A 13,458-nucleotide genomic window follows, 5' to 3' on the forward strand; every position below is an offset into this window, starting at 1 on the left:
ACTCATGCTCTTTCCTTCACAGAGTTATTCAGCTGCGCCGGTGGAAACCAGGCCGCATCGGCAATACGAACCCCTTTCGGGATTAACTTTTGCTGGTAAAAATTGTCTGCCACGCGCTGCTGCTCTTCCAGCATCTGCGTCGTCAGATACACCACCGGCGAGCGCGGTCTGCGCTCCAGAAAACGTGCAATGGACGTTTTATCGAGCCCGGTACTGGCCGCGATAATCGCAATCGCCTCAGTCCGGTTACTTTGCACAAAACTGTCGCTGCGGGTCAGCTCTTCAAACAGCAGCTGTATCAGATGCGGATAGCGTTCCGCGAACTCGCGTGAAGACAAGTAATGCGACAGGTTATTCACCAGACCTTGTCCGGTCACCAATACCCGTGGTTTGAGCGCCTGTTCTATCGCCGCCCAATACGGGTCCCAGATCGCCCAGGCATCCACACTGCCGCGTTCAAACGCGGCACGTGCATCAGCCGGTGCCAGATAGACCGGCGTGATATCTGACCATTGCAATCCCGCCTGCTGTACTGCACGCAAGACGTGATAATGGGCGCTGGAGCCTTTTTGAAAAGCGATTTTCTTTGACTTCAGATCTGCCAGCTGGCGAATACTGGAGTCGGTTTTAACGAGGATCGCGCTGACGCCGGGCTTGGCTGGCTCTGCCCCCACATACACCAGTGAACTGCCGGCAGCCTGCGCGAAAATCGGGGGAGGTTCCCCTGTCGTGGCAAAATCGATACTGCCAGCTGACAAGGCCTCTAACATCTGGGGTCCTGCAGTAAATTCAAACCATTGAATACGCACTGTTTTCAGACGCTGCTCCAGCGCTTGCCGGTGCCTAAGCAGGCTCAGATTGACTGAGCTTTTTTGAAAACCTATACGTAACTCTTTAGGCAAAGCGGGCTTGTCATTCACATTACCGTTTGCATTCGCTGAAGCAGCGTACACGGTACTAAGTGGCAGAACGCAGCCGCTGACTGCCAGTGCAAGCGCAGTCTGCAAATGACGTCGGCGCGATAAGCGAAATGGAATAGGATCATGCATCGCAAACTCACTGTTTAGGCTGATACACCGCGTCGCGTACCACGATGCGCTTAGGCAGCAGCTTCAGCTCGGTAAAGCTGTCTGCAATCGCCTGCTGCTCCTTAATCACGGCTTCCGATAAAGGCTTGACGCCATACGCAAAGCGCTGTGCGGCCAGCTCCACGATTGCTGGCTCCAGTCCGACCTGAGTCGATAACAAGGTAGCGGTTGCTTTCAGATTTTTCTGACTCCAGTCATCCGAACGGGCCAGCTCATCAATGATTTGGCGTATCACTTCCGGATTTTTCTGGGCAAAGTTGCGCGCCGCCAGATAGAACTGGTGATTGCTGACCACGCCCTTGCCATCGGCCAGCACGCGTGCGCCGAGTTGCTTTTCAGCGGCCGCCAGGAAAGGATCCCAGATCACCCAGGCATCCACGCTGCCGCGTTCAAAGGCAGCTCTGGCATCGGCTGGTGGTAAGAAAACCAGTTCTACATCCTTATAAGCCAGACCGGATTTTTCGAGTAATTTCACCAGCAGGTAATGCACATTCGAGCCCTTGTTGAGCGCGATTTTCTTACCCTTCAGTTCGCTCAAAGACTTCAGTGCAGAGCCCTTAGGAACAACGATAGCCTCACCACCCGGTGCCGGTGGTTCATAGCCCACATACAGCAAATCAGCACCGGCTGCCTGTGCAAAGATAGGCGGCGCTTCGCCGGTGGTGCCAAAGTCGATACTGCCTACATTCAAGCCTTCCAGCAATTGTGGTCCGGCCGGAAATTCGATCCAGCGGACTTCTACGCCGCTGCCAGCCAGTCTTTTCTCCAATGCTCCGCTGGCTTTGAGTACAACCAGGGTGCCGTATTTTTGATAGCCGATGCGTACGACCTGGGCACTGCCTGGTTTGCTCTGCGCCGCTGCGGACTGCGCTGTCAGCAAAGTGACGGCCACCAGCGCCAGCAAAGAAAATACGTTCATTACCAAACTTTTTCCCGCCAGCCACGCTGATTGAATTCTGTTGTATTGATGTTGCATACTATGTGCTTTCTAATGGTGTCAGGTATGAGACTGCCCCTGCCGGCACTGCTCAGGTGGGCATAGTCACTGCATTTCTGGCTGGAGTCCGGGCCTGGTGCCTGCAGACTTCAGTCAGCATGTATTCGGAAATAGAACAGATTTCGGGCTAGGCGCGACAGCGCATTTCTGGCGCGATGGCACTGCGTGAAGCAAGGCGGGAGAGATGATATTGACGCATGGATTCCAGCGTTTCGTGCAATAGTTCTACGCCATGATTGACGCGCTCTGCGATGGCTGGGTCGATTTGCAGCCCCTCGGTTTCATGCCATTGTATCTGTGCATCGGTAGCATAGATGCTGGGCAAAATATAGCGTGCCGATAAAGAAGCCAGTATCGGACGCAGGCTGTAATCAAGTGCCAGCATATGTGATTGTGAGCCCGCAGTTGCGATGGGCAATATAACCTTTCCAGCCAGGCCATCCTGCGGCAACACATCCAGAAAAGATTTCAGCAAACCGCTGTAAGAAGCTTTGTAAATCGGCGTAGCAATCACCACCGCCTCTGCTTTTGCCAGCAACTGGCGGGCTGCCAGCAATTCCGGATCGCTAAAGTCTGCATTGAAAATTGCCTGTACCGGCAACTCACGGATAGGCACACTGACCGTGCGCTGACCATAAGCTTTGAGCTTTTCGCCCACATAATCCAGTAGCCGGGCGGAACGCGAAGGCGTCACCGGGCTGCCAGAGAGTAATAACACGCTCATCACATCTCCTTCATCGAGGTTAGGACTGACGCAAAATTGTCCCGGCAAGGCATGGCGACACAGGCAGTACAAGCTGTACGGCAAGGAGCCATAACGCCGCTGGGGCGGTTTTTCGTGAGTCCTAAAGGAAAAGAATTCAGGTGACGCTGTTGCGTGGCGTACCCCTGTTTTCCATATATTTACTTCATTTGTGCAGGCAGACAGCTGCCTGCACACTTTTATCATTAACGCTTACCTGGCTGATAAATCTGATCGAAAATACCGCCATCCGCGAAATGGGTTTTCTGCGCTTTAGTCCAGCCGCCGAACACATCATCAATCGTGAACAACTTCACATTCGGGAATTGCGCTGCATATTTTTTCGTCGCTTTTTCTGTGGTCGGACGATAGTAGTGTTTAGCAATCGCGTCCTGGCCTTCGTCGCTGTACAGGTACTGCAAATAAGCCTCTGCCACCTTGCGTGTACCACGCCGGTCAACCACTTTATCGACGACTGCAACGGCCGGCTCAGCCAGAATACTGGTGGATGGAACGACGATCTCGACTTTATCCGGGCCCAGTTCTTTGATCGCCAACAGCGCTTCGTTTTCCCAGGCCAGCAATACATCACCAATACCGCGCTCTACAAAGGTAGTAGTGGCACCACGCGCACCGGAATCGAGTACCGGTACGTTTTTATACAGCTTACTCAGAAATTCTTTGGCACTGGCTTCAGAACCACCTGGTTGTTTCAAGGCATAGCCCCAGGCCGCCAGATGATTCCAGCGTGCGCCGCCGGAGGTTTTAGGATTCGGTGTGATAACGGCCACACCCGGTTTGACCACGTCATTCCAGTCTTTAATCGCTTTTGGATTTCCTTTGCGCACCAAAAATACAATGGTGGAGGTATAAGGGGATGAGTTATGCGGCAAACGTTTTTGCCAGTTTTTATCGAGCAGATTTTTTTCTGCCAGTGCATCAGTGTCATAGGCCAGAGCCAGCGTGGCGACGTCCGCGTCAAGCCCGTCTATCACAGCACGTGCCTGTTTGCCGGAGCCACCATGCGACTGTTTAATGGTGACTTTATCACCGGTTTTCGCCTGCCATTGTTTAGCAAATGCCTGATTGATATCCTGGTACAGCTCACGGGTAGGATCGTAAGAGACATTTAACAAAGAAATATCGGCGGCCTGCGCTGTTGCAGTTAAACCGAAACTCAGTGCGACACTGGCTGCCAGCGCCGACCAGGAAAATTGAGCAATTGCCATAACTGTACTTTCCAACTTGTAGGGGTAAATAATCGAGAATTTCAGAATAAAGACATTCTTTATATTTGAAAACGATTTTTTTTGACGATCTATATTCTCAATAAGCATATAGAACTGGCGCAAAAGTGTGTCAGCAAGGTATGACGATGCAAACAATACATTGGTGCGGCAAGGTATCAAAACGCAGTTGGGATGGTTTGCAAAAGTCCTGACATGAAGAGATGCATAGCAAGGAAACGGAGGGTCGGCTACACTATGCCGGTCTTGCATCAAATGAAAGCTGGCTATAGTCGCCAGTGACAAACTATTCACCGCAATCGCGGTCTGACATCTTTATCCAGGAGTTCGCCATGTTGCTACGTACACAGTTGCTCGCTATCACTTTCGCCGGACTCGGTCTGGCGAGCGACTACGCCAGCGCACAGGATGCCTGCCCGGCAGTACTGAAACACAGTTTTAAGCGCTTGCAGGATGATGCGCCGCAAGACTTATGTCAGTACACAGGCAAAGTGGCGCTGGTCGTCAATACTGCCAGCTATTGCGGCTTCACCAAGCAGTATGAAGGTCTGGAAAAGATGTTTGCCAAATACAGTGATAAGGGCCTGGTGGTGCTGGGTTTTCCATCAAATGACTTCGGCAAACAAGAGCCGGGGAACAGCAAGGAAATCGCCGACTTCTGCTTTAATACCTATGGCGTGAAATTCCCCATGTTTGCGAAAACCGTAGTCAGCGGTAAGGATATGAATCCCTTCTATGCTGAACTGGTCAAAGCCACCGGCACCACACCGAAGTGGAATTTCTATAAATACCTGATCGACCGCAAAGGCAATGTGGTCGCGGCTTACTCCAGCATGACGACACCGGATGATAAAAAACTGGTGGCCGATATTGAGAAAGCGCTGGCGCAATAATTCTCTACATGCAAGCTATATGCGCGCCAGAGGCTGAAAACCCTGCAAAACCCTGCAAAAAAAAATGAACCCTGCTACGGCAGGGTTCATTTTTTCAATACTGCGTCAATCAGCCCCAAATTTTCCTTTGCGACCTGCTCAAAACTGCGCACGCGCCTGTTCTGATAAAAATCCACCTATGGTCGCATGCACCATCGCATCCACGATTTGTTCATGGCTGAGTTTCTTATCCCTGAGCAGGAATTCCATGGTCGGATCGCAGGCACGGGAATACAGGGTATAGACCAGCACATCGTCCGGTACCAGCGGCGTCAGCGCCCCCTGTTCGCGGGCTCGCGCCACCATGGCATGAAAGCGCTTATGCACTTTCAACGCCACCATCACGTATTCCAGGTTCAGCATCAGGCTACGCTGTAAGGTCAGACTGGTTGAAGGTAAATGCGGCACACCTCCCTGCAACCGTAGTCTGAGTGACCAGGCCAGGATATGCCGTATCTGCGCCAGCGCCGGTAAGTCCGCAGACAGGCTGTCGAGCTCCGCGACGGTGGCATTCAACAAGCGGGTCAGCGCCGCAGCCGCCAGCTTTTCTTTCGACGAGAAATGCTTATACAGGCTGCCTTTGGCGATGCCGACTGCATCGGACACATCATCCATGGTCATCAGGTCGTAGCCTTTTTCCGATAACAGGCGGTTCACGGCATCGATGATGGCCTCTTCACGTGCATCAAACTGTTGTTTTTTAAAGGGAATTTTTATCTGCATGATATTTTTCTGCACAAAATAAAACTTTGTAGTATATTTTATGACTGATCAGTCACGTTTTGAAATTAATAGTCATATTTTACTCCAGCATAGCGTGATGCACAGGAAATCTGGGGTAAAACAGAAAAAGTAATGGCGTCAGGTGCGAATAACAACGTTCCTGCAAGAAATAACCGCAGTGCAACCTTAGCGTCACATCAAGGTGTGATAATAAAAATCCAACAACGATCTCTGCCCCTATGAAAATCGCTGTCATCGGCTCCGGCATCTCCGGCTTGTCTTGCGCCTACGAATTGTCCAAGGTAAAACTTGCGGTTACCCCTGAGGTGAGCTTGTTTGAGGCCAACGATTACTTTGGTGGGCATACCCATACTGTTGACGTCAGTCTGGAAGGCAACACCTTCGGTGTCGATACCGGCTTCCTGGTGTTCAATCACAAAACCTATCCCAATCTGGTGCGGCTGTTTCAGGATTTACAGATAGAGACCGTAACGACCGATATGTCGTTCTCAGTCAAAATGCCGCAAGGCGGACGTTTGCTGGAGTGGGCTGGTGCCAATCTGGATACCGTATTCGCACAACGCAGAAATCTGTTCAATCCCGACTTTCTGCGCATGCTGCGCGATATTCTGCGTTTCAACAAACAGACTACCGCACTTGCCCTGTCCGCCAGCCAGCAGGAATTCCACACACCCTTGGGCCAGTTCCTTGATCAGCATCGTTACAGCGACGGATTCCGACACGGGTATTTGCTGCCGATGGCGGCCTGCATCTGGTCCTGTCCCACCGAAACCATGATGGCGTTTCCGCTGTCGTCCTTTGTCAATTTCTGCCATAACCACGGCTTGCTGCAAGTCAATAACAGGCCACAATGGCAAACCGTCAAAGGCGGTGCGCGCCAGTATGTAGAGAAAATGCTGCCTGTAATCAGTCACTGCCATCTGAAAACGCCGGTCCACGCCGTGTATCAACATGCGCAGCGCAGCTGGATCGTCGAATCAACCCGCGGTATAGAAAGCTTTGATCAGGTTGTATTCGCCTGCCACAGCGACCAGACCCTGGCCTTGCTGAAAGATGCCAGCGGCGCAGAGCGTAGTGTCTTGTCCGCCGTCGCTTATCAGCCAAATCACGCGGTACTGCATACCGATGCGAGCTTCCTGCCGACGCGTCGCAAAGCCTGGTCGGCCTGGAATTATGAGAGCGAAAATGGGGATGAGCCACGTGTCTGCGTGCATTACCTGATCAATCAATTGCAACCGCTGCCATGTCAGACACCGGTGATCGTGACGCTCAATCCAATTCGTGAACCAGCGGCTGATAAAGTGCTGGCGCGCTATGACTATGCGCATCCGGTATTTGACAGCAAAGCCGTTGCTGCGCAACAGGCACTGACACAGATACAAGGCCAGCGACAAGCCTGGTTTGCCGGTGCCTGGACCGGTTATGGCTTCCATGAAGATGGCTTGAAATCGGGACTGTTTGTGGCGAAAAATATCCTGGCGCGTGCCGGTTCTTCCGACACTGGCGACACGTGGTCAGCCGCTGCCTGAGTCTGACTATGGATACCGCTCACACGACAGCCCACCACAGCGTGCGTCAGATAGAACTGTGCCGCGGTGTCGTGATCCATCAGCGCTTGCGTCCTGCTGTGCATGCCTTCCGTTATGGCGTGTTTTTTCTGCGCATACCGTTGCAAAATCTGGAACAACAGAGCACAGACGCCGGTTGTCGCCTGTTCTCACTCAATCGCTGGAATTGCCTGTCGTTTTACAACCGTGACCACGGCGATGGTCAGGGCGCCTTGCTGACCTGGGCGCAGCAGATACTGCATGCGCATGGCGTGCATGATGCCGATGGCGATATCGTGCTGCAATGCTTTCCACGTGTATTTGGTTATGTGTTTAATCCGGTTTCTTTTTGGTTTTGCTACCGTCGGGACGGTGCACTGCGTGCGATTCTGTGCGAGGTGAATAACACCTTCGGTGAAAAGCATGTGTATTTACTGGCCCAGGATGCAGCGCTGACAAATGGCCAGGAATATCAGGCAGAGAAAATTTTCCATGTGTCGCCGTTCTGCGAAGTACAGGGGCGTTACCGTTTTCGCTTCCTGCATCGTCACCCAACGCAGCACACACAGCATGCAGATAGCGTACCGGCCGCAGCGCGCTATCTGGCGAAAATCGATTACGACGATGCAGCCGGTCCGCTATTACTCACCAGCGTATCCGGACAGGCCGGGCAACTCAGTGACCGTTGCATCGCCTTTGTCATGCTGCGCTATCCGCTGATGACTTTAGCCGTCATGTGGCGTATCCACTGGCAGGCTTTGCGTCTGTGGATCAAGCGTGTTCCTTTTTTTACTAAACCCAGCCCACCCCAACAAGAGGTCAGCCGATGAGCAGTCTACACCCCACCCTGTCCAGCGCAAACCATGCCATCGCCCATCTGGATACCAGCTGTTTTCCGGCTGAAATGCGTATCGTACTGAGTCTGCTGAGCAAACTGGAGCATGGCAGCCTGACCCTACATTTTCCCGATGGACAAAGTGCCTGCTTTGGACGTGCTGATGATGGCAATCGTCATGTGCATTTATATATGCATGACTGGCAGATGATACGTTCTGTGCTGAAGTCGGGCGATATCGGCTTCGCTGAAAGCTTTATTGCGGGGCACTGGAACAGTCCCAATCTGGTCGGATTGATCGAGCTGATCACGCGTAACCGCGCACAGCTGGAATCGGTGATTTACGGCACCTGGTGGGGCAGCCTGCTGTATCGTATCAAGCATCTGTTCAACCGCAATTCACGTACCGGCAGCAAGAAAAACATCCATGCCCATTACGATATAGGGAATGATTTTTACCGGCTGTGGCTGGATCCGTCCATGACCTATTCCAGCGCCTTGTTCGATGGTGATCAGGTCGGCAATCTGCATGATGCACAACTCACAAAATACCGCCGTATCCTGAATCAGTTGCAATTGCCCGATTCCGCCAAGGTATTAGAAATCGGCTGTGGCTGGGGCGGTTTTGCTGAGATGGCGACGCGTGAAGCCGGTGCCCACGTGACCGGGCTCACGCTCTCTACCGAGCAATTGCATTTCGCGCGCGAGCGACTGCAGCGTGCCGGACTGCATGCGCAAAGCGATTTGCAAATACTCGATTACCGCGATGCGCGCGGCGAGTTCGATGCGATCGCCTCGATAGAAATGTTTGAAGCGGTGGGCGAACAATACTGGCCTTCGTATTTCGCCTGCTTACAACGCAACCTGAAACGTGGCGGCCGCGCCTGCATACAAAGCATTACGATTGCAGACGATTTATTTGCGCGGTACCGCAGCGGCACTGACTTCATCCAGCAATATATTTTCCCGGGCGGCATGCTACCTTCCATCGCACGCTTCCATGCGCTGGCTAAGGAATATGGTCTGGAGGTAGAAGACACGTTTACCTTCGGGCTGGATTACGCCAGAACCTTACAGGAATGGCGACTGGCCTTCCTTGAAAAATTGCCGGAAATCCGGGCTCAGGGTTTTGATCAGGCTTTCCTGCGCACCTGGGAATTTTATCTGGTCTATTGCGAAGCCGGATTCCGCGCCGGGAATATCGATGTCGCTCAATTCACGCTGCGCAAACGATGAAACCGCAAGCCATCCAAGCACATCGACCCGCCTCGCAGCTACGCTGGCTGCAGACCGGATTACTGCTGCTTAGCTGCTTCAGTCCGCTGCATGCCAGCAGCCAGACTCAAGCTCAGATCCAGGCGCAATCTCCAGCGCAGACCCAGAGCGAAAGCGCGGCGCCCCATATCCAGCAAGAGTTGGGCAAGGCGCGTCTGTCCGGCAGCGGTGGCTACCGCTGGTTTGGGCTGGCGATTTACCAGGCCAGCCTGTGGACTGGCCCGGAAGGCTGGCGTCCCGACCTGAAACGCTATGCGCTGGATTTGCGCTATGCGCGCAGTCTGGTCGGTAAAAAGATTGCGCAGGCCAGTCAGGATGAAATGGAAAAACTGCAGGTCGGCACGCCGGAAAAACGGCAGCAATGGCTGGCCACGATGCAGCAGATTTTCCCAGACGTGAAAGAAGGCACACATATCACCGGCATCTATGATGGCGCCAGTGGCGCTCGCTTTTACCTGGACGGAAAACTGCTCGCTGAAGTCAAAGATGCCGACTTTGCACAGGCTTTTTTTGCGATCTGGCTGCATCCGAATACCTCGGCACCGGCCTTACGCAAGCAATTGCTGGCTGGTTCCGGTAACAGCGCCGGGTACAGCACGGGCACTGCGCCCTGAGTCTGAACGCTCTTATTGATTAGCTGAAGGAAACGCACATGAAAACACGTCTGCAACGCACCTGGGCGCTGTCCGGCCTGAAACTGGCTGGCGCGCTGACGCTGGCTGCATTGCTGAGCTCCTGCGCCAGCACCTATGATTCTGCGCTATATGCAAAGGAACAGCCAGTGCTGGAATTGCAGCGCTATTTCAATGGCAAGCTGGATGCCTGGGGCATGTTTCAAAACCGTTCAGGCGAAATCGTGAAACGCTTTACGGTTGTGATGCAATGCGACTGGCAAGGCGATACCGGCACCCTGCATGAAGACTTCAGTTATTCCGATGGCAGCAAACAAACCCGTATCTGGACGCTGAAAAAAACCGCACCTGGACGCTTCACGGGTACTGCGCCTGACGTCGTGGGTGAAGCACAAGGCATCGTGTCCGGGAACACGCTGCACTGGAATTATGTGCTGGCCTTGCCGGTGGATGGACGCATTATCAACGTCGACTTTGATGACCTGATGGTACAGATGGACGACAAAGTGATGCTGAACCGCGCACAAATGCGTAAGTTCGGTGTGCATCTGGGCACAGTCACTCTGTCCTTCACTAAACGCGATGGACCAAGGCCATGAACCCGCCTATCCATAACTGGCAAGGAAAACGCATCTGGATTATCGGTGCCTCAACCGGTATCGGTGCAGAGACCGCACGCCTGTTGCTGCAGCGTGGCGCACGGGTCGCCGTATCTGCACGTAACGAAGCTGCGTTGCGACAGCTGGCAGCACCATTTGGCGCCGCCTGCGTAGCCGCGCTGGACATCACCGATGCAGTCAGTGTCAGCGCGGTACATGCGCGTCTTATGCAACAATGGCAGGGCATCGATCTGGTGCTGGTCGTGGCCGGTGCCTACAACGAAATGCGCGCAGACAGTTTCGACCTGGATGCGGCCAACCGCATCCTCGATATCAATATTCGCGGGGTTTATCATTGCCTCGATGTGGTGCTGCCTGAGCTGCTCAGGCAGCAATCAGGTGGCATAGGCATCGTCGGCTCTGTCGCTGGATTGTCTGGCCTGCCCAAGGCGCTCGCTTATGGTCCGAGCAAGGCGGCAGTGATCAATTTATGTGAATCCCTGTTTTTGGATTTGCGTCCCAAAAATATTGCGGTGTATATGATTAATCCGGGTTTTGTCGATACCCCGCTCACGGCCGATAACGACTTTGCCATGCCTGCACTAATGACCGCCAATCAGGCGGCCAGTGCGATTGTGCAAGGTATGGAACGCGGTGACTTTCATATCCATTTTCCGCATCGTTTCACCAACTGGTTGCGGCTGGCGCGTCTGCTGCCGTATCGTAGTTACTTTTATCTGGTGCATAAAGTCACAGGACTTTAAGCAATACGCAGATCTGAGCGCAGCGACCGTTTGCGTCTTAGCTGTCATTTTTCCCGGAGTAGCGCATGTCTTATCAGACCAGTCTGCATAACCTGGTACAGTTCTTTGAACACATCAGTCCTGTTACGGTCAGTCAGCTCGCCGTGATTTACAGTACGGATGCAAGTTTTAAAGATCCCTTCAATGAAGTGCGCGGCCTGCCCGCCATTACGCGCATTTTTGAGCACATGTTTGTACAGGTTGATCAGCCGCGTTTTAAAGTCACCAATACGGTATTACAGGACAATACGGCGTTTTTATGTTGGGAATTCTATTTCCGCATGAAGCGTTTTGACCGCAGCGAACAATGCATACGCGGTGCCACCCACGTACGCTTCAATGCGCAGGGGCAGGTTGAAATGCATCGCGATTACTGGGATGCTGCCGAAGAATTGTATGAAAAATTGCCTGTTCTGGGCGGACTCATGCGCCTGCTGAAAAAGGCAGCGAATCAGTAAATCCCTGTGCTGACATTGTCTGTGTTCAGCCTGAGTTGAAAATCTTGCATGTATCAGCGATTGCAATTCTGAGTCAGCCTCGTTATGCTGCTTTGCAAATACAACACTGCGCAAGGCACACCTAAGGCTGCATACGCTGCTGGCAGTCTGCCTTTCCAAGCGCAGCCATCCCAACCAGGAGACATGCAATGGCAATCAGCAGTACCCCGCAGGCCGCACGGCCACTGAACCGGCAGGACATGAAAACGCTGGCATTAGCCGCACTGGGCGGCGCGCTGGAGTTTTACGACTTCATTATTTTCGTCTTTTTTACTGTCGTCATTGGCAAGCTGTTCTTCCCACCTGATATGCCGGACTGGTTACGTCAGTTCCAGACTTTCGGAATTTTTGCGGCCGGTTATCTGGCACGTCCGCTGGGCGGTATCATCATGGCCCACTTCGGAGATTTGCTGGGACGCAAAAAGATGTTCACCCTGAGTATCATTCTGATGGCCTTACCCACCTTTGCCATGGGTTTGTTGCCGACTTATGCGACGATCGGTATTGCAGCGCCGCTGGCTTTGCTGGCTTTGCGTATTCTGCAAGGTGCTGCAATCGGTGGCGAAGTACCGGGTGCCTGGGTGTTTGTGGCCGAACATGTGCCGCGCCAGCATACCGGTTATGCCTGCGGTACCCTGACTGCCGGACTGACGGCCGGTATTTTGCTGGGCTCGATCGTGGCAACGCTGATTAATACCAGCTACAGCCCGGCTGAAATCGAAGCCTGGGCCTGGCGTATTCCTTTCATCGTCGGCGGTGTGTTTGGCTTTATCGCGATGTACCTGCGCCGCTGGCTGCATGAAACACCAGTATTCAAAGAACTGCAGGAGAAAAAAGCGCTGGCCGCAGAATTCCCGCTCAAAACCGTACTCAGGGATCATAAAAGCGCCGTCGTCTTATCGATGTTGCTGACCTGGCTGTTATCGGCCGCGATAGTGGTGGTGATACTGATGACGCCGACCTATTTGCAAAAGCAGCTGGGGCTGGCACCGGCCGTGACTTTGCAGGCGAATTCGCTGGCTACCATTGCACTCACACTGGGTTGCATATTGGCGGGACGACTGATCGATAAAATTGGTGGCGGCTGGACTTTTATTCTGGGCAGCAGTTTGCTTGGCACGGTGATTTACTATTTCTACAGCACGGTATTGCAAGACCCTTCCACACTGTACGGTGCTTACGCACTGGCTGGTTTTTCAGTTGGTCTGGTTGGCGCGGTACCCTATGTGATGGTCAATGCTTTTCCGGCCACCGTACGTTTTACCGGCCTGTCGTTTTCGTATAACGTGGCCTATGCCATCTTCGGTGGGCTGACGCCGATGATGGTCTCGCTGTGGCTGAAAACCGAGAAATTTGCTCCGGCTTATTATGTATGCAGCCTGAGCGTACTGGGTTTCCTGATCGGTGTATATCTGCTGATACACGATAAAAAAGCAGCCGCTAGTGCATGAGTCAAAGCACGCAGTCAGGGCAACAAAAGTCCGTTATAAAAACAAGGGAGCGCTATTGCGCTCCCTTGT

14 protein-coding genes are annotated in these 13,458 nt (G+C 53.0%); 9 read left to right on the top strand and 5 right to left on the bottom strand.

From position 1 onward, the window contains the following. Window positions 1–2: 2 nt before the first annotated feature. From H8K47_RS01900 to H8K47_RS01915, 4 genes are all read right to left on the bottom strand, one after another. Window positions 3–1,049, bottom strand: a complete 1,047-nt coding sequence (locus H8K47_RS01900; RefSeq protein ID WP_186879742.1) for a sulfonate ABC transporter substrate-binding protein — start codon at window positions 1,047–1,049, stop codon at window positions 3–5. A 7-nt stretch (window positions 1,050–1,056) separates the two neighbouring features. Further along, window positions 1,057–2,007, bottom strand: a complete 951-nt coding sequence (locus tag H8K47_RS01905; protein WP_186879743.1) for a sulfonate ABC transporter substrate-binding protein — start codon at window positions 2,005–2,007, stop codon at window positions 1,057–1,059. Between the two features lie 205 nt (window positions 2,008–2,212). Continuing rightward, window positions 2,213–2,809, bottom strand: coding sequence for an NADPH-dependent FMN reductase (gene ssuE / locus H8K47_RS01910; protein WP_186879744.1), 597 nt, complete (start codon window positions 2,807–2,809; stop codon window positions 2,213–2,215). 224 nt (window positions 2,810–3,033) lie between these two features. Next, window positions 3,034–4,056, bottom strand: coding sequence for a sulfate ABC transporter substrate-binding protein (locus H8K47_RS01915; RefSeq protein ID WP_186879745.1), 1,023 nt, complete (start codon window positions 4,054–4,056; stop codon window positions 3,034–3,036). A 350-nt stretch (window positions 4,057–4,406) separates the two neighbouring features. Here H8K47_RS01915 and H8K47_RS01920 point away from each other — a divergent pair, with 350 nt between their 5' ends. Further along, on the top strand, window positions 4,407–4,967 hold the full coding sequence (locus tag H8K47_RS01920; protein ID WP_186879746.1) for a glutathione peroxidase: 561 nt from the start codon (window positions 4,407–4,409) through the stop codon (window positions 4,965–4,967). 138 nt (window positions 4,968–5,105) lie between these two features. Here the strand turns inward: H8K47_RS01920 and H8K47_RS01925 are convergent, their stop codons facing one another. Further along, window positions 5,106–5,729 (bottom strand): TetR/AcrR family transcriptional regulator, encoded by a 624-nt coding sequence (locus H8K47_RS01925; RefSeq protein ID WP_186879747.1) that lies wholly within the window; start codon window positions 5,727–5,729, stop codon window positions 5,106–5,108. 239 nt (window positions 5,730–5,968) lie between these two features. Here H8K47_RS01925 and H8K47_RS01930 point away from each other — a divergent pair, with 239 nt between their 5' ends. The 8 genes from H8K47_RS01930 (at window position 5,969) to H8K47_RS01965 (ending at window position 13,389) form a co-directional block, all read left to right on the top strand. Next, window positions 5,969–7,279, top strand: coding sequence for an NAD(P)/FAD-dependent oxidoreductase (locus tag H8K47_RS01930; RefSeq protein WP_186879748.1), 1,311 nt, complete (start codon window positions 5,969–5,971; stop codon window positions 7,277–7,279). Between the two features lie 8 nt (window positions 7,280–7,287). Beyond that, entirely contained in the window at window positions 7,288–8,127 is an 840-nt protein-coding gene (locus H8K47_RS01935; protein ID WP_186879749.1) for a DUF1365 domain-containing protein, read from the top strand. Beyond that, a complete protein-coding gene (locus H8K47_RS01940; protein WP_186879750.1) occupies window positions 8,124–9,368 on the top strand; it encodes an SAM-dependent methyltransferase in 1,245 nt (414 codons plus the stop codon). The genes H8K47_RS01935 and H8K47_RS01940 overlap by 4 nt, the downstream gene beginning before the upstream one ends. Then, window positions 9,365–10,021 (top strand): chalcone isomerase family protein, encoded by a 657-nt coding sequence (locus H8K47_RS01945; protein WP_186879751.1) that lies wholly within the window; start codon window positions 9,365–9,367, stop codon window positions 10,019–10,021. Before H8K47_RS01940 ends, H8K47_RS01945 begins: the two co-directional genes overlap by 4 nt. 38 nt (window positions 10,022–10,059) lie before the next feature. Beyond that, on the top strand, window positions 10,060–10,638 hold the full coding sequence (locus tag H8K47_RS01950) for a DUF3833 domain-containing protein (protein ID WP_186879752.1): 579 nt from the start codon (window positions 10,060–10,062) through the stop codon (window positions 10,636–10,638). Further along, window positions 10,635–11,402 (top strand): SDR family NAD(P)-dependent oxidoreductase, encoded by a 768-nt coding sequence (locus tag H8K47_RS01955; RefSeq protein WP_186879753.1) that lies wholly within the window; start codon window positions 10,635–10,637, stop codon window positions 11,400–11,402. The genes H8K47_RS01950 and H8K47_RS01955 overlap by 4 nt, the downstream gene beginning before the upstream one ends. Before the next feature lie 65 nt (window positions 11,403–11,467). After that, a complete protein-coding gene (locus H8K47_RS01960) occupies window positions 11,468–11,899 on the top strand; it encodes a nuclear transport factor 2 family protein (RefSeq protein ID WP_186879754.1) in 432 nt (143 codons plus the stop codon). A 188-nt stretch (window positions 11,900–12,087) separates the two neighbouring features. Further along, on the top strand, window positions 12,088–13,389 hold the full coding sequence (locus tag H8K47_RS01965) for an MFS transporter (protein WP_186879755.1): 1,302 nt from the start codon (window positions 12,088–12,090) through the stop codon (window positions 13,387–13,389). The last annotated feature ends 69 nt before the right edge of the window (window positions 13,390–13,458 follow it).

The sequence above is a fragment of the Cognatundibacterium rugosum genome (genome assembly GCF_014284365.1).
Classification (GTDB): domain Bacteria; phylum Pseudomonadota; class Gammaproteobacteria; order Burkholderiales; family Burkholderiaceae_D; genus Undibacterium; species Undibacterium rugosum.